The sequence below is a fragment of the Colwellia sp. 6M3 genome (assembly GCF_014077595.1).
Classification (GTDB): domain Bacteria; phylum Pseudomonadota; class Gammaproteobacteria; order Enterobacterales; family Alteromonadaceae; genus Cognaticolwellia.
Genome location: NZ_JACGWF010000019.1, coordinates 1 through 17565, shown reverse-complemented (window position 1 = coordinate 17565; position 17565 = coordinate 1). Strand labels below are relative to the sequence as shown.

12 protein-coding genes are annotated in these 17565 nt (G+C 37.5%); 6 read left to right on the top strand and 6 right to left on the bottom strand.

The window, feature by feature from the left end:
• Positions 1-2: 2 nt before the first annotated feature.
• Both fdx and H4J50_RS06135 read left to right on the top strand, forming a co-directional pair.
• Positions 3-341, top strand: a complete 339-nt coding sequence (fdx, locus tag H4J50_RS06140) for an ISC system 2Fe-2S type ferredoxin (RefSeq protein ID WP_108455190.1) — start codon at positions 3-5, stop codon at positions 339-341.
• A gap of 461 nt (positions 342-802) precedes the next feature.
• Positions 803-3229, top strand: coding sequence for an EAL domain-containing protein (locus tag H4J50_RS06135; RefSeq protein WP_182255141.1), 2427 nt, complete (start codon positions 803-805; stop codon positions 3227-3229).
• Positions 3230-3318: 89 nt separating this feature from the next.
• Here H4J50_RS06135 and H4J50_RS06130 read toward each other — a convergent pair whose 3' ends face one another.
• Genes H4J50_RS06130 through H4J50_RS06115 form a run of 4 tightly spaced genes read right to left on the bottom strand, consistent with a single transcriptional unit; the run spans position 3319 to position 10112 of the window.
• The gene (locus H4J50_RS06130; protein WP_182255140.1) at positions 3319-4350 is read right to left on the bottom strand and encodes a zinc-binding dehydrogenase; all 1032 of its coding nucleotides are present in this window, start codon (positions 4348-4350) and stop codon (positions 3319-3321) included.
• Positions 4351-4360: 10 nt separating this feature from the next.
• The gene (locus H4J50_RS06125) at positions 4361-5773 is read right to left on the bottom strand and encodes a TolC family protein (RefSeq protein WP_182255139.1); all 1413 of its coding nucleotides are present in this window, start codon (positions 5771-5773) and stop codon (positions 4361-4363) included.
• Positions 5766-8918, bottom strand: coding sequence for an efflux RND transporter permease subunit (locus H4J50_RS06120; RefSeq protein WP_182255138.1), 3153 nt, complete (start codon positions 8916-8918; stop codon positions 5766-5768). The genes H4J50_RS06125 and H4J50_RS06120 overlap by 8 nt, the downstream gene beginning before the upstream one ends.
• A 9-nt stretch (positions 8919-8927) precedes the next feature.
• Positions 8928-10112 (bottom strand): efflux RND transporter periplasmic adaptor subunit, encoded by a 1185-nt coding sequence (locus tag H4J50_RS06115; RefSeq protein ID WP_108455197.1) that lies wholly within the window; start codon positions 10110-10112, stop codon positions 8928-8930.
• Positions 10113-10250: 138 nt separating this feature from the next.
• Here H4J50_RS06115 and H4J50_RS06110 point away from each other — a divergent pair, with 138 nt between their 5' ends.
• Both H4J50_RS06110 and H4J50_RS06105 read left to right on the top strand, forming a co-directional pair.
• Positions 10251-11195, top strand: a complete 945-nt coding sequence (locus H4J50_RS06110; RefSeq protein ID WP_108455198.1) for a LysR family transcriptional regulator — start codon at positions 10251-10253, stop codon at positions 11193-11195.
• A 265-nt stretch (positions 11196-11460) separates the two neighbouring features.
• Positions 11461-13992 carry an acylase gene (locus H4J50_RS06105; protein WP_404842746.1) on the top strand — a complete coding sequence of 844 codons (2532 nt, stop codon included), beginning with the start codon at positions 11461-11463 and terminating at the stop codon, positions 13990-13992.
• 79 nt (positions 13993-14071) lie between these two features.
• Here H4J50_RS06105 and H4J50_RS06100 read toward each other — a convergent pair whose 3' ends face one another.
• Together H4J50_RS06100 and H4J50_RS06095 are read right to left on the bottom strand one after the other, a co-directional pair.
• Positions 14072-14686: a phospholipid-binding protein MlaC gene (locus H4J50_RS06100; protein ID WP_108455200.1), complete on the bottom strand. Its 615-nt coding sequence runs from the start codon at positions 14684-14686 to the stop codon at positions 14072-14074.
• 147 nt (positions 14687-14833) lie between these two features.
• On the bottom strand, positions 14834-15418 hold the full coding sequence (locus tag H4J50_RS06095; protein ID WP_182255137.1) for a TetR/AcrR family transcriptional regulator: 585 nt from the start codon (positions 15416-15418) through the stop codon (positions 14834-14836).
• 697 nt (positions 15419-16115) lie between these two features.
• Here H4J50_RS06095 and H4J50_RS06090 point away from each other — a divergent pair.
• Together H4J50_RS06090 and H4J50_RS06085 are read left to right on the top strand one after the other, a co-directional pair.
• Positions 16116-17135, top strand: coding sequence for a hypothetical protein (locus H4J50_RS06090; protein WP_182255136.1), 1020 nt, complete (start codon positions 16116-16118; stop codon positions 17133-17135).
• A partial coding sequence (locus H4J50_RS06085; protein ID WP_220466109.1) for a hypothetical protein occupies positions 17125-17565 on the top strand: 441 nt, incomplete at its 3' end. The genes H4J50_RS06090 and H4J50_RS06085, both read left to right, overlap by 11 nt.

Genomic DNA, 17565 nt, shown 5'->3' with positions numbered 1-17565 from the left:
ACATGCCACAGATTATATTTTTACCGAACGAAGAACTATGTCCAGATGGGGCAGTTGTTCAAGCCGAAAAAGGCGAGAGCGTATTAAACGTAGCACTGAGAAATGATATTGGTGTTGAACATGCTTGTGAAAAAGTTTGTGCGTGTACTACATGTCATATGATTATTCGCGAAGGCTTTGACTCAATTGCTGAGGGCGACGAACTTGAAGATGACATGCTTGATAAAGCATGGGGATTAGAGCCTGAATCACGTTTAAGCTGCCAGGCGTTAGTTGGTGATGAAGACCTAGTCGTCGAAATTCCTAAATATACTGTGAATATGGTGTCTGAAAATCACTAGTTGATTTAGCTACATCGATTTATATAAAAGGGTAATAACAGCAATGTTATTACCCTTTTTTTTCTGGGAAATAGTCATAAAAATCTATTTTTGAGCGCAATAAAAAGTGAAAGGTAAAGCCACTTAATCTTGTCTGTCTAGTCAAGTATTGTTTGCAATTTAAGTGATGACATAATAAGTTACGATGGACTTATTAAAGTTGAGAGATGAAAAATAAATATTTTTCAATAGTTTTAACTAAGTAAGAAAGTCTTATTGCATTAGCCTGTTACTGTAAATTAATTAACGTCTATTTTTATACTGCTATTGCTCAATAGACTTCCGATTATAATTTTGCTCTAATTAAAAATAATAAAAATAATAAAAATAATAAAAATAATAAAAATAATAAAAATAATAAAAAATCACACATCCAATTTTCAGCTTGATGAGGTGGTATTTAACTATTGGGCATCAATATTTTGTCAGAACTATCTAAATCACAAACGATTAAAAGTTTAACTATTACGAATCAGTTTGCTACTGATATTTTGTTATTAAACACCCCGAATGAAGTTTGGCAATATTTAGCCGAAAATATTGTTGAAAAGCTAGGCTTTGATGATGCTGTAATTTATACCTTAGATGCAGGCGCTAAGACCTTAAGTCGCATGTCTGGCTTTAAAAAAAGCACCTTTCTGGATAATGATAAAATCACCAATACTCGACTCAGTGACACCTCTGCCAACTTAATGGTTATACCTTTTAATCAAGGGGTTATTGGAAAAGTAGCCGCAACAAAACAACCCATATTAGTTAAAGATACACGAAAGTTTGATGGCTACATACAAGATGGAGAAACTACGCTTTCAGAGCTAGCGGTGCCAATATTATTTAAAGAACAATTACTTGGTGTTATTGATACCGAACATGCCCGAGCCGATTTTTATACTGAATATCACCTAAAAACACTCACCGCACTAGCCTCTATTGCGGCAATGAAAATATCTCAAATTATCAGAGTTGATGGTTTGGAAGAGATTATTGAAAATTTAGAGTATGCCAATAAAATTCAAGATGCCTTATTCGAAATTGCTGAACTTACCTTTAAAACCAAAACAATGGGTGAATTTTATCGGCATTTACATCAATGCATTGGTCGTCTAACTTTTGCAAAAAATTTCTTTGTGGCCTTACTTAAAGATAATGGAAAAACTATTGAGTTTCCTTATGCTGTTGACGAATTTGACCAAGATATTGTCGATGAATTTGACCAAGGGAAGATATTTGCAAAAGTTGCTATTGATCCGAATAACTTAAGTATTACAGGTTATACACTTTCAAAAGACAAACCTTTTTTACTTTATGAAAAAGACATTCAGATAATGCTCGACAGCAAAGAGCTTTATATTCTCGGCAGTATTCCAAAAGCTTGGTTAGGTGTGCCTTTTGGCAAGGGAGATAATAAAGGGATTGTAGTTGTGCAAAGCTACAGCACTGACTTTTTATTTCAAGAAAAGGATAAACAGCTTTTATCCTTTGTTGCAAAACACATTAATAATGCGATTGAAAGAATGGAAGCTCAACAAAAACTTCAATTTTTAGCGTTGCATGACTCTCTAACCGACTTACCTAACAGGTCGTTATTTAAAGACCGCATTCAACATGCATTTTTACATTGTAAAAATAACCGTCACGACAATATTGCCATACTGTTTATAGACGTAGACAGGTTCAAACAAATTAATGACACGTATGGACACCATGTTGGCGATAAACTGCTTATTGCTATCGTAAAGGTTATAAAAAACGGTTTAAGAAATACCGATACATTAGCGCGATTGGGTGGTGATGAGTTTGCTATATTGCTCGATGGCAAAATTGATCATGAGACAATATGTCGCATTACTGAGAACATTATTAATGCTATGGCAGCCGCATTTAATATCGACGGTTTGAATATTTCAAGTAGCTTAAGTATTGGTATCGCAACATATAATCATGCCAGTAAAAATGCGGATCAATTATTAATTGATGCTGATCACGCTATGTATCAGGCCAAGTTAAAAGGTCGAAATCAATATGTGTTTTTTGAAGCACTTGAAGAACAAAATAAATCAACCAATGTGAAGCTCGAATATGACTTTGATCGTGCCATTAAAAATCAAGAGTTTATTGGTCAATACCAACCATTAATTGACTTTGAAACAGGTGAAGTCATTGGTGCTGAAATTTTGGTTCGCTGGCAGCACCCTAAATTAGGGCTTTTGTTTCCGGATGTATTTATTTCGACTTTAGAAAAGTCAGGGCAAATAGTTCAGCTAGACCTTTATATGCTGAAGTTGGCAATTTGTAATTTAAACCTTTGGGCTGACTGGTTACCCACAACGTTTAAGCTAAATGTTAATGTTTCAACAACAGGCTTTGCTTCTCAAGAATTTATAACTTATTTACAAGAACAACATCAATTATCTGAAAATATAACCGGTCGACTTTGTGTAGAAATTACCGAAGAAAGCTTAATTTTAAACGTTGATGCAGTTAAAGAGCATTTAGAGATATTAAAAAGTTTAAATATCCTAGTCGCTTTAGATGATTTTGGTACTGGTTATTCGTCACTCAGTTACTTACATCAATTTTCTTTAGATTATTTAAAAATAGACAAAAGTTTTGTAGATGACTTAAATGAAGTCAGCAATAAAGTCTTGATTTTAGATGCTGTAGTAAACCTAGCGAAAGCGTTAAATATAAAAACTACTGCTGAAGGTATCGAAACGCTTGAACAATATAAAAAGCTGAAAGAAATAGGCTGCGATTTAGGGCAAGGTTACCATATTGCTAAACCATTGCTTGATGCAGAGTTTAAACACTTCTTCTTAAATAGAGTGAAAAAACGCTATATTGCCTAATAAAAAAGAGTAATAACATTTCAGTGTTATTACCCTTCTAAGATGCTGTGATAAGGTAAATTAAATTAGGCTCTTCAGAAAAAGTAACGTCAAAGATTACCTATTTTAACCACTTGTTTACCGGTGAATCCGCCAGCTAATTGCTTATGTAATGCAACAGAAACCTGTTCGGCTGTAAATTCGATTAAACTAACTTTTGGCACAACTAAATCGTTTTTCGATAAGTTATCAAGTAGAACATTACTCATAAAACTCATGCGCTGTTGTGCGCATAAGCTATTGGCTAACCAAGCACCAGCAAGTGATACAATACTTATATTAGGTGCTTTTCTAAACAGTAATTCATCTTCAAAAGTAGGCAAAGGTTTTAAACAAGCAATACGACCACAAAAACGCATTAATTCGATATTACGAACGGTAGTCTCACCACCAACAGAATCTAATACGGCGTCAAAACCTTGCGGACCTAACTCTCGACGAATTTTCTGACAAAGATTGTTATCTTTATAATCAAAAACCACGTCAGCACCTAACGATTTTACTAACTTATGATTACACTTCGCTGCTGTGGTAAATACATCAGCACCTCGCTGCTTAGCGAATTGAATGGCAAATTGGCCAACTGCACCGGCACCTGCCTCAATGAGTAAAGTATCACCTTCTGTAATTTGTAACTTGTCGAGTGATATTAATGCGGTCATTCCAGCACAAGGCAGTGTTGCCGCGTGTTCAGGTTTTATGCTGTCAGGTACTACCGATACTGCATAGTTTGGCACTTTGGCGTACTCGCTTAGTACACCATGATCGCCCATGCTGGCATGCCACATAACACGTGCACCAATATTCGGGTAAATACCCTTTGGCGCGTTAATTACAATGCCAACCGCATCTAAACCAAGCACATGTGGGTATTGCCAATGACAAAACCCAGTTTTTGCGTATTGTGCATCTAAAGGGTTTAGACCAACATACTCCACTTTTATTAACAGTTCGTTATCACTACATTCAGGCACATTAAGCTCAATGTTTTCTAATCGAATTTGTGCGTTTGCTTCGGCTAAAACAATGGCCCGCATAGTATTAGAGGAAGTGATTTCGGGTAAAATATCAGTATTTGGCATCTAATTAACTCTACATATTATTGTTGCTAATTGCATAGCTCCATTGCCCATTAAATGACTGGTAGGCATTCACTTTAGCAAGCAAGGCTGAAATGGTTAAATCAACAGCATTTTCTTGAGCTATTAAAACATCCTGACGCGCATCTAACAACTCTAAGTAAGGTATTTGACCTTCTTCATACATGGCGTTTGCTTGTAAAAATGCTTTATTAGCAAAGCTATATCGCTGATCGGCAAAGCGCTTTTGCTGGTCTTGATTTACCAATAATTGTAATGCAAGTTCACTTTCACTAAGCGCCTTTAACACCACTTGTTGGTAATCGCTATATGCGGCTTCACTTAAAAACTGCTGTGCGTCACGCTGAGCTAAAAGCGCAGGATAACTGAGTATTGACCACTGTAGTGTTGGCGCTATTTGCCATTGCTGTTGTGTATTGCTCAGGCCTGTACTATCAATACTTAATATCCCACTAAAAGCACTTAAACTGATGTCGGGTAGCAATGCTTTACTTGCTGACACACTTAAGCTGTTAGCTTGGCTAAAATCATATAGAGCACGGCTAATGTCGGGTCTAAGGGCTATAGCATTATTTGGTTCGCTAAGTGTTACGTTAAACTCATGGGTTAAAATCGCTTGCTCATCAGCTAAAACTACATCTTGCACTAAGCGACCAGTTAATACAGCTAAGGTCGATAAATCGCGATATTTAGCGTATTGAATCGCGGGTATTAAGGCTTGTTGTTGTCGCAATTGAGCCATAGTTCGGTTTAAATCAAGCTCGTTCGCAACGCCTTCATCCACCCGTGCTTGAAGTACATCAATGCCTTGCGTTAGCGCATCAATTTGCAAGGCAATTATGTTTTGTTTTTCAACATTACCTTGATAACTCACGAAGCCTTTTACTACAGACGAAACCACTTCAATTTGTAATAAACGTACTTGTTCAGCTTGGCTCATGGTTGATGCATTTGCAGCATCAACCAACGCAGTAATTCGTCCAAATAAATCTAACTGCCAATCAAGCGCTAAACTAGCACTTGATTGACGATCAAAAGTAGAAACCACATCGCTGCGTGTAGCTCCTATAGCAACACCACCTTGCGGTAAGTATTGCGCTTTTTGTTCACCTAATCGTGCTAAGGCACTTTTAAGTGTTAATTGGCTAGTTTTTAAATCGTAGTTATTTGCTAAAGAGTCGACTACAAGCTGGTTCAACTGTGTTGAATCAAGCTTTTGCCACCAATTAATTTCATTTTCACCGCTTAACTCGCTAGCAATATTGGCTTTAGTGATTAACTTACTTACTTGGCTTTGCTCATCAGCAATGTCAATTTTGTTGGCACAGCCTGATAAAAACGCAACGGCTAAAATTGCACTGACCGTAAAACCTTTTACAGGTCTCATTTTTCTTAATTTAGTCATGAGAAATCTCTTGAGTTTTTTCTTTTTTACTTGTTACTAACATATAAAAAACGGGGGTAAATAATAAGCCAAACACAGTGACACCAATCATCCCTGAAAATACAGCGTTACCCATAGCATGACGCATTTCTGCACCGGCACCTGTGGCCAACACTAATGGCACAACACCAGCAGTAAAGGCAATTGAGGTCATTAAGATTGGGCGTAAACGCATACGACAGGCCTCAAGTATGGCGTCTAAGTGCGATAAGCCGTTGTCGTGCCTATCTTTAGCGAACTCGACCATTAATATGGCGTTTTTGGAGGCTAAAGCCACCAGCACTATTAACGCTATTTGGGTAAATATATTATTGTCTGAGCCGACAAACCAAACCCCCAATAATGCTGAGAAAATAGTCATAGGCACGATTAATATAATTGCCAATGGCAAGCGCAAGCTTTCGTATTGAGCAGCAAGCACCATAAACACTAGTAAAACAACTAATGGGAATATATAAACCATGGTGTTACCGGCAAGTACTTGCTGATATGTTACTTCTGTCCATTCATACTCAATACCAGCAGGTAGCGTGTCGGCAAGTACTTTCTCAATGGCGAGTTGAGCTTGATCGGAGCTATAACCAGGCGCTGGACTGCCGTTAAGTTCAGCACTTGGGTAACCGTTGTAATGCATTACACGATCAGGCCCAATAGCAGGTGTTACTGTTAATATCGAACCTAATGGCACCATGTTACCGTTACGGTTACGTACTTTTAGATTTAAAATTTGTTCTGGATCTTGTCTAAAGTCAGCATCAGCTTGGGCATTAACTTGGTAAGTACGACCAAACAAGTTGAAGTCATTTACATACACTGAGCCTAAGTAAATCTGCAAGGCGTCAAATACTTCATTTAATGGAATACCTTGAATAAGCGCTTGCTCGCGATCAATATCGATATCCATTTGAGGTACTTGAATACGAAAACTTGAGTAGAGTCCCATTAATGCAGGATCTTTTTGCGCTTTACCAATAACGGCTTGTAAGCTATTAAATAAGGCTTCGAAGCCTTTGTTAGCTCTATCTTCAATTTGCAGTTTAAAGCCGCCCGTAGTCCCTAAACCTTGAATTGGCGGTGGTGGGAATACCGCAACAAATGCTTCATCAATGGCTGCAAAACGTTGGTTTAATTGTGCCGCTATTGCTTGAGCCGACAGGCTTGGATCATTTCGCTTGTCAAAACTATCAAGTGGCGTAAATACAATACCGCTGTTAGGACTGTTGGTAAATCCGTTAACTGATAAACCAGGGAAGGCTACTGTGTGCGCTACGCCGGGAACATCTAAAGCCATTCGCTGCATTTCTGCCAATACCGCTTCGGTTCTGTCCAGGCTGGCTGCATCAGGTAACTGGGCAATCGCGACTAAGTATTGTTTATCTTGTTGAGGAATAAAGCCACCAGGTACAGTATCAAACAACTTAATCGTACCGCCAACTAAAGCAAAGTAAGCCACCATAACAACAACAGTCATACGGATAAGTTTTTGGACTAATTTTTCGTACCCTTTAGCACCACGATTAAATACGCGGTTAAATGGTGTAAACAACCAACGGCCAAATAACTTATTGAGTAAGCGAGTGAAAGCATCTGGTTTTGCATCATGGGGTTTTAATAATAATGCCGCTAACGCCGGTGATAGTGTTAGTGAATTAAAGGCTGAAATAATAGTCGAAATAGTGATTGTTAATGCAAATTGCTTATAGAATTGTCCTGATAAGCCAGTGATAAAAGCAGTTGGAATAAATACCGCACTCAAGACTAAAGCAATAGCAATAATTGGCCCTGTAACTTCACTCATGGCAACGCGGGTTGCTTCAAGTGGAGATAAACCTTTTTCGATATTTCGTTCAACATTTTCTACTACAACAATAGCATCATCTACCACAATACCAATGGCAAGTACTAAGCCAAATAGTGACAAAGTATTTATCGATACACCTAGCCATTGCATAACAGCAAAGGTACCAATTAATGAAATAGGTACAGCAATTAATGGAATAATAGATGCACGCCATGTTTGTAAAAACACAATAACCACAATAACCACAAGCGCAATTGCTTCTAATAGTGTGGTAATTACCGCGTCAATAGAGCCACGTACGAATACGGTTGGATCATAAACAATGTCGTATTCAACGCCAGTAGGAAAATCTTTTGCTAAACGCGCCATAGTTTCACGTACTTGATCAGAAAGCTCTATAGCGTTTGAACCAGGACGTTGGAAAATAGGCATAGCTAAAGCGGGTTGGTTATCAAGTTCAGCTCTTAGTGAGTATGAGTCTTGACCTAATTCAACACGTGCAACATCAGATAAGCGGGTTATTTGACCTTGCTCACCGACTTTAATAATAACTTGTTCAAATTCTTCAATACTACTTAAACGACCTTTAACATTTAATAATATTTGAAATTGATTATCGTTCGAAATAGGTTGTGCACCTAAACTACCCGCAGCAACTTGCTGGTTTTGAGCACGTAATGCTGTAACGACATCAGTAGCCGTAAGCCCACGTGATGCAAGAACATCGGGATTTAACCAAACGCGCATTGCGTATTTGCCGCCACCAAATAAACGAATGTCGCCTACGCCGGGTAAACGAGCAATTTCATCTTTAATGTTTAAATCAGCATAGTTAGATAAATACGCGGTATCGTGCGTTTTTTCTGGTGAATATAAATGTACTACCATGGTTAAGTCGGGTGATGACTTCTCAGCCACTACACCAAGGCGCTGTACTTCTTCAGGCAAACGCGGCAATGCACTGTTTACACGGTTTTGTACTTGCACTTGAGCACGGTCTAAATCGGTACCTAATGCAAAGGTAACTGTTAAAGTCATGCGACCATCACTGGTACCTTGTGAAAACATATATAGCATGTTTTCAGTGCCGTTAATCTCTTGCTCAAGCGGTGTTGCAACTGTTTGAGCAATAACCGTTGGGTTTGCACCAGGGTAACTCGCTGTGACTACAACGGTTGGAGGCACAACTTCAGGGTATTCACTTATCGGTAGTTGAAATAATGAAATACCACCACCGATCAAAATGATGAGCGATAGTACTGCCGCAAAAATGGGGCGTTGAATAAAAAAGTGAGAAAAATTCATGTTCAGCTCTTAGTATTTAGCTACAAGGCTTACATCGTCAATTGATGACAAAGTAAATGCGATATCGGTTGTATCAATAGTGACAGTTGTTGGGTTAATAGGCATGCCAGGACCAACACGAGCGGGGCCGTTAACAGCGATAATGTCGCCTTTGTTTAAACCTGAAGTAATAGCGCGCAACTTTCCATATCGTTCACCTATTTCAACTAGCTTGTACTCTAAAATGTTGTTTTCACCAACGGTAAGTACAAAGCGATTTTTTAAGTCTGTGCCAATAGCACGTTCAGGAATAAGAATTTGTTTCGTAATCTCGTTAGCCGCAAGTTTAATTCGCGCAAATGAGCCAGCTCGTAATTGGTCATTAACTTCATTATGTTGACCTTCAAAAATGGCGCGCACACGTAAGGTGCCTGTTGAGGAATTAATACGATTATCAATAAAGTTGATGTGGCCTTCATGTCTGAAATTTTTCTGTCCTACTTTTTGCATAACAACTTGTTGCTTACTATCAGCTGTAACATCAGCAAATGAACTATTCCAAGTGCGTTCATCGATATCAAAATAGGCATACATTTCATTATTTGAAACGATTGACGTTAATATGCTTTGTCCTGCAAGCACGTTGTTACCACGGGTGATATTCGCACGTGAAATAACCCCATTAATTGGTGATCGAATAGCAGTAAACTCTAAATCAAGTTCAGCTGAAGTTAACTGTGCTTGTAGCGCCGCCAACTGAGCTTCACGTTGATGTAAAGTTGAAGTTCTAGCTTGTGCTTGTTCAGTTGAAATAGCTTTTCGTTCGGTTAATCGTACTGCACGTTTAGCTTCACTTTGCGCTTGATCTAAGGCTGCATTTGCACTAAGAATTTGAGCTTCTAAACTAGCAACTACAGCAGCAAAAGGACGATCGTCAAGTTGAAATAATAAGTCACCTTGCTTTACATTATCGCCTTCTTTAAAAGCAATACGGTCAATAACACCTGAAACGCGCGGCATTAATGCTACTTCTTCAGGAGACTCTAAACGACTCGTGTAAACATGCCAATTTTGTACTGGCTCAACTAATACTTCAGCTACATCGATAGGCTGTAGTGGTTGTGATGCTGTTTTTTGCATTGGTTCTTCAGAGCATGCTGCTAAAACTAAACTGATGGAAATAACGCTTGCGGCAATAAATATTTTTTTGCTCATGGTGTTTCTCTTTTGGTCAAAATGACGGTGCATAAATTAATAGTGAGATTTTACGCAATATATACGTGCAAAAAAAGCATAGTTTTTTAATTTCATTAGTGCGAAAATGGCATCAATAAAATAGATTTAGGAAAAATAATGGATACAACCAGCCGGTTATTGATGTTACTTGATGTCGTTGAACTGGGGTCGTTCGCAAGTGCAGCAGATCACAGAAACATTGACCGTTCAGTTATTTCGAAGCAAATTAGTCGATTAGAAGATGACTTAGGTGTACGGTTGTTAAATAGAACAACACGCTCTTTTTCATTAACAGCAGCTGGCGCAGAAATGATCAAAAAATCTCGTGAACTGCGAGACTTGTTAGGGCAAACCGTAAGATTAGCTGAAAATTATCATCAAGAGCCGCAAGGGGTCTTAAAAATAACCTCGTCTACCATTATTGCTAAGCGTTACTTACAGCCGGTGATCAATGACTTTCAAAAACGTTTTCCGCAGGTTGAAGTTGAGTTACGTTTAGAAGATCGTGTTATGGATATTGTAGCCGAAGGTTTTGATTTGGCCTTTCGTGTCGGCGAGCCGAAAGACTCAACGTTAATTGCTAGAAAAATTGCCCGTAATAGGCTTGTTATATTGGCCTCTCCTGAGTTTATTAATACTTATGGTATGCCTAAAAATATTGATGAACTCGCGCTTTTGCCAGCGGCAACATATAACAGTAATTCTTTAAGAGTTACCAGTATTAACTATATAGATAAAAACGGTCAGACCAGAGAAAAAACCATAAAAAGTGTTTTTCGTGCTAATGACGGCGAGGTTTTATTATTAAAAGCACTTTCAGGCACCGCCTTTGTGGTGTTGCCCGCGTTTATTTTAGAACAGGAGGCTATTGACGGAAAGTTAGTGCCACTGCTGCCTGATATAAAATTATCTGATTTCAGTGCAATGTATGCTATTTATCCACATAGAGATCTGCCGGTAAGAACACGGTTATTTTTTGACGCCGTTCGAGAGCACATCGGTAAAGATATACCCATTTGGGAAAATAAAATTCCAAATTTTGACCAGATATACCAAGGTTAAATCACATTTAGTTTTTCTGACGAGTAAATAGGCGATAAAAAGTTAAGAAAAACCATATGGGTATCGTGCTATTACTGCGACTGTTGGAGGCTGCAAATTAACCCATAGATCCTTTTTATTTCGATTAAGTCCTAAACTCAAGTTATAAATTTTTATTGAATGTCATCGATTAATAATTGTTTGAGATTGATGGTTTATTGTGCAAGTATGACTAGGTAAGTACAGTTTTACGTATGATAAAAATAAGAGAATTTAAAGGGAGTTTATTTTGAATTATTCAATAAAAAATACAATAAAACCTATTTCAATCATAGGTCTACTTTCAGTTTTATCAGCATGTGGGGGTGGCGAACATACCTATATTGGTGCGCCAGAGCCTGTAACCCCAACACCCATTACACCACCAGCAGTTGTAACACCCGTACCTTCATTTGATGATGACGGGGTGCTAACGGCTAATATTCGTTGGACCGATTATGGTGTGCCGCATATTAAAGCTGATAATTTAGAAAGTATGTCTTACGGTGTGGGATATGCGTTCGCAAAAGATAATATCTGCATACTGGCCGATCAAATTTTGAAGTATAACTCTCAACGCGCAAAATATTACGGTCCTGATATAGTGCCGGCCTCGGGAGACTCAGCGCATTTAATTAATGACTTTGGTTTTTTAACCATGGGCATAAGAGCGCATGCAGAACAAAATATCAATTCACTTTCAGCTAATAGCCAAGCATTACTATCGGGTTATGCACAAGGTTATAATAAGTATCTAGCGGATACTGGCGTTGCTAACATAGATGCGTCATGTGCCAATATGCCTTGGATACAACCGATAACTAATATTGATATGTTGACCTATTCACTAGGAATTGCCTTGTTACCCGGCGCAGCTAATTTTCTTGGGCCTATGTTTTTAGCCGCTCCTCCAGGAGAAAGTTTTGCACCTTATCCACAAAGTGTTGGCGTTGATAGTTATGTCGTTAACTCAAAACCAGTGATTACACTTCCTGAAAAAAATCCTAGTGATTTAGGTTCGAATGGGTGGGGATTAGGTAAAGATAAAACAGAAAACGGTAAGGGTATGGTATTAGCTAATCCACACTTTCCACATACCGGTAACTTACGTTTTTGGCAGTTTCATATAACTATTCCTGATCATTTAAACGTTATGGGTGGCTCGCTTACTGGTGTGCCTGGGGTTGTAAATATTGGTTTTAATGAAAATGTTGCATGGACTCACACCTTTTCATCAGCAGAGCATTTTGTGATTTATCAGTTAACTTTAAATCCTGGTGATCCTGCTCAAATGTCACAAGTTATCGACGGAACAAATCGTTTAATAACAGCTAAAGAAATCGTTATTGATGTTGCTGTTGCGCCGGGTCAAACCATTAAACTGGCTAAAATGACTTATGCTACTCACCATGGTCCGATGGTTGTGGTGCCTGGTAATTTTGAATGGGGTCCAGGTGGTAATGCTTTTGCTATAAAAGACGCTAATTTAGGTAATGTTGATATTATCGATCATTGGTTGGCTATGAATTTAGCTGGCAATATCGATGAGTTTAAACAAGCTTTTAAAGACTTCGATGGCGTTATTTTTAATAATACAATGTCGGCCGATAGTGAGGGTAATGTTTTCTATATTGATGATTCAACCGTACCGCACTTAACCGCTACAGCAATTAATGAAATGACCACGAACCCACTTCTTGTTGGAGCTAAGCAAGCGGCAGGGTTTACTATATTACCTGGGTTTTTATCTGCGTTTGATTTTGATCGAGCAGTGCCTTATGAAAATGCACCAAAATATTCAGGCACTGATTATGTTCAAAACTCAAATGACAGTTTTTGGCTAACTAACCTAGATTCGCCTATTACAGGTGTTTCACCTTTATATGGACCCGTTGACAACCAGCAATCGCTTCGCTCACGCATGGCGCATAAATTATTAGCTGATAGTGCTGGCAGTGATGGCTTATTTAACCCTGTGGAGGTTGAGCAAGCCTTACTAAATAATCGTAATTATCTTGCTGAAAATATACTGACAGAGCTTTTAGCTATATGCCAAGCGCAAGGTAGCACTGCGGTTTCAGTTGGCAGTGAAAGTGTCGATATTAGTGCTGGTTGTGCCGCTCTCGCTTTGTGGGATGGCAGCATGAATAAAGAGAGGAGTTCAGCGCATTTGTTTAGAGAGTTTGCTTTTCAGTTTAACAAAAACCCGCAATGGCGTAATAATTTCACGACCGATAACGTCACTTCAACGCCTAGTGGCTTAGCAAGCAACAACACAACATTAGAGCAGTTTGCCCAAGCAATTTTGAATGTTGAGTCAGCAGGTTTAGCGCTAGATGCAACCTTAGGTACAGTACAGTTTGTTGAACGCAGCTTACCCGATGGCAGTGCTTCAGGGGTTAAAATACCTTGGGCTGGTGCACACAATATTGAAGGCGGTTTTAATGTGTTTAGTACTCGCACAGGTAATGATGGATCTTTAGTTCCTCGACACGTTTACCCTGCACAAAATAGTGACTCTATTTTAAGTGCAGAAGGTAAAGGCTATCATATTAATTACGGAAGTAGCTGGATGACAGTAGTAAACTTTACTGATGAAGGCCCTGTAGCGAGAGGTTTATTAAGTTATTCACAATCGTCAGAATATGGCAGTGACCATAACCTAGATCAAAGCTTACTATATTCACAACAACCGCAACTTAGGCCATTACGTTTTACTGAAGCTGATATTGAAGCAAATAAAGTAACGGAAATGACGATTAGCTCTGCTCCACAGTAATAAGATTAAGTAACTTACAAAAAAGCCCGTATAACTTAGAAGTTATACGGGCTTTTTTTTAGCAATAATTTGTTTGGTATTAACTTGCGATTGAAGCAAGTTCTAAAGTAACTTGATCTAAACCTAAATCAGATATTCTACGATTTACTTCAGCTTGCTTACTGCTAATTAATGAGATGCCTTCAACTATCATATCGTAAGCTTTCCACTCTTGTGACTGAGTGTCTTTACGCATTTGAAAAGTGATATTAATATCTGGCTTACCGGTATCGATGATTTTAACATCCACAGAAGCCGACTTTGCATTATCTTTTAACTTACCCTCTGGCTCAAACAATACTTTTTGATTGCTGTATTGCATTAAAGCATTGGCGTAAGTACGAACTAAATATGAGCGCATGGCAGAAATAAAATTTACACGTTGCTCTTTGGTTGTATTTTTTAAGTGTTTACCTAAAATTTTAAATGCCGCATATTGGTAATCAACTGATGGCATTAATTCTTCTTCAACGATATCTCGCATTAAATCAGGGAATTTTTTTAAAGCATCTTGTTTATTGGCAATTTTCGTAAACAGATTATTACCTGTTACTTCTATTACTTGATAAGGAGAGACTACTTGTGCAGTCTCAGCTGCGGTACTGGCTTGTACAAAATTAGTGAATAATACAATCAGTAATAAGAGCTTTTTCATGATGGTCCTTGGTAGTGCTGTTAATGTAAAGTGAATCAGAATTGTTGCTATTATACATACCGACCGCTCGGTCGGAAATAGCTTTTTGGATTAAGATAGTCGATAAAGTGTTAAGAATTGTTATTTCAGGATGAAATTTTTTTGTAACTAGCGTTTTAACTGTCGTATGTAACGACAAAGTTCTTTAATGACTTTGTCAAACAGCTCTTTATTTAATGAGCTTTTACTTAAACTTGAAGAGCCATGATAGGTAGAAACGATGAAGTAGGCTACTTGGCTATAATCAAGATTTGGTTGCAGGTGTCGGCTAACACGCGATAAGTTTGTCGCAATTAATAAATTCAACTGTTTTTGAACTGCAAGTATACGAATGCGAAAACCTTCATCTACACCAGACATCTCCTGACATAGGTTATTTAAAGGGCAACCGCAAACTAGTTCGTCACAAATCATGGTTTTTGAAATTGCGCTAAAAAACTCACACAAGCCTTCTATTGGATCCTCTGCTTCTACTGGAGGTTGCCAAAGTTCGAGAAAAGCAGGGGCGTAAACTTCTTCAAAAACGGCATAGCCCAGCTCCATTTTATTAGCAAAATGATGATATAAAGCCCCTTTAGATATTTCACAGCGCGCTAAAATACAAGATAAACTAGTCGCAGTAAAACCCTTTTTATGGATTTCATCAGCACTGACTTCTAATATTTTTTGACGAGTTTGCTCTGAGTCTCTCATGGGATTACCTTAAGCACCTTAGTAATATAATAGTGTAAGTTTAACCGACCGCAAGGTCGGTTGCAAAGCAAAATTATGAAGAGGTACACAAATAAATGATCATTCCAATATAGAGCTAGAACGTTTCTAATGAAGCTGGATCGAATTTTGGTACATATATGAAGCCGAAAGCCTTGTGTGGCATTTGATACAAAGATATTCACCATTATATTGTCAGGAATTGCATCTGTATTAATTAAAGAGATGCACTCTTTTGAATGGTTCATCTAACTATGTAAAGTGCATTCTCTGTAATCAAAAGTTAATAATTTTCTGAATATTATTGTGGCCGTTATTCACGATACTGATAATGTTAATGTTATTACCATTCTGACAAAAGGCATTATTCTCAACTAGTATGACCAAATTGTAGAAAAAGACGGAGAAAGATTCGTTGATTTTGTGGCTTCGAATTGACCTTTATCCACCACTGATTAAAATCTTAAACCATCCTCCAACGCTATTAACCACTAAATAGCTAAAAAACTCCAACGGTGAGAGCTAACCCCTGAAATATTTCCATGTTAAATGATTGAAATCAATAAAACTGTAAGGAAAAACAGTTGCTTAGTTCGTTACGCTCAGCCAAAATGAACCAATCAATTATTGGGTTAAGTCTATAAAAAGAATAAATACTCAACTGAACGGAAGCAATAAGATGTCATATATATTTACAAAAACGGAACAAAATAACTTAAAGGCATCTGTATTCGAAACAAAATCCCTTCTATACCTTGCAACTCAAAGCCCTAAGTATAAAAAAATTAGTGTACTAACGATTGATTGTTTTAATGACGTTTCTGGAATGTGTGATGAAGAGAATTTATGGGATGTTCAAGCGAAGAATGAACAATCACTAACCCCACGAAAAATAGGAAAGTACCTAATAACACTGTATGAGAACTACAGGTCTGATTTTAAGCCATTTTTTCAGGAATTTGTGTTCTTTATGCCTCGCTTAAAAACGGATTACATTGAGGATTCATCATTAACAAGCTACAACATTTGTAACTTTAAAGAGGTTCACAAGCAAAGAGTACTTGAGGGGCTTATATCTAAGGCGGCATTAGCGACCGACAGTGACCTAAGCGATTTTTTTGAACATGTTTTGTTTGTAGAAGATCGCTCAGAAGAAAAAATGTATGTGAAAGGGCTAATGAGATTCCAGTCTTCAAAGCTCAACGATGATAACTTTTATAAAGCAATTTTTACCGAAATAAGAGACAGACAAACAGCATTAAAAAATTCTGAAATAGAAAATATTAAAATTAGAAGACCAAATGACGTTCTCAACTTAAATAGGAGTCTAACAACAGAGCAATTACAAGTATTTGTATTAAACCGATTTGTTGGAGGCGATATTTTTAGTAGTCATAGAAAATGCCCTATAAGTTATATTAGATTCACTCGTAAGTTTGATGACGATGAAGCAGAAGATCATATATATGAGCAAAATGCAGCATTAAGTAGAGCATTTTTTGACAAAAATAATCAAAAATATTTTTGGAAATTATTTGAAGAAATTTTTAAGGAGTTTTTCAAAAGTAAGACTCAAAGTGTTTCAGATATAACGAGTAATATTCGTAGCAATTTAATTAATAATGTTGAGCACATGAATATTGACTCTACGCGATTTTTGGTAGCAATGGTTAAGGATGGACTAGTAAATGATAATTAAGAAGTTTGCATTTGGTAATGAAAATGAAGCATTTGTTGAAGAGCGATTTGGCTCGAATCTAAATATTATTTTTAGCAACGATAATAATAAAGGTAAAACCCTTGTTCTACAGGGCATAATGTTTGCCATTGGCAATGAGGCAATTTTTCCTGCGGGATTTGATCAATCAAAATACTATTTCTTTGTGAGTTTTGAACTCAATAATAAGAGTTTTGAAGTACTTAGAAAGAATGATTTCTTTTGTATCTCGCTAGACAATGAAATGCATATTATAGAATCAGTATCCGATTTTAAGTATTTCTTTGATAGAAAAATCTACAAGCTACCAGAAATTGTACATAGAAGTTTTCCTAAGCTTGTAGATCTCAATTTGTTTTATCAGTTATTTTTTGTAGGGCAAGATAAAAGAGACACCTCAACTATTTTTAAC

Excerpts from the sequence above, each read along its gene's own strand:
- fdx (WP_108455190.1), top strand. The coding sequence starts at position 3 with ATGCCACAGATTATATTTTTACCGAACGAAGAACTATGTCCAGATGGG.
- H4J50_RS06130 (WP_182255140.1), bottom strand. The coding sequence starts at position 4,350 with ATGCCAAATACTGATATTTTACCCGAAATCACTTCCTCTAATACTATG.
- H4J50_RS06125 (WP_182255139.1), bottom strand. The coding sequence starts at position 5,773 with ATGACTAAATTAAGAAAAATGAGACCTGTAAAAGGTTTTACGGTCAGT.
- H4J50_RS06120 (WP_182255138.1), bottom strand. The coding sequence starts at position 8,918 with ATGAATTTTTCTCACTTTTTTATTCAACGCCCCATTTTTGCGGCAGTA.
- H4J50_RS06115 (WP_108455197.1), bottom strand. The coding sequence starts at position 10,112 with ATGAGCAAAAAAATATTTATTGCCGCAAGCGTTATTTCCATCAGTTTA.
- H4J50_RS06110 (WP_108455198.1), top strand. The coding sequence starts at position 10,251 with ATGGATACAACCAGCCGGTTATTGATGTTACTTGATGTCGTTGAACTG.
- H4J50_RS06100 (WP_108455200.1), bottom strand. The coding sequence starts at position 14,686 with ATGAAAAAGCTCTTATTACTGATTGTATTATTCACTAATTTTGTACAA.
- H4J50_RS06095 (WP_182255137.1), bottom strand. The coding sequence starts at position 15,418 with ATGAGAGACTCAGAGCAAACTCGTCAAAAAATATTAGAAGTCAGTGCT.
- H4J50_RS06090 (WP_182255136.1), top strand. The coding sequence starts at position 16,116 with ATGTCATATATATTTACAAAAACGGAACAAAATAACTTAAAGGCATCT.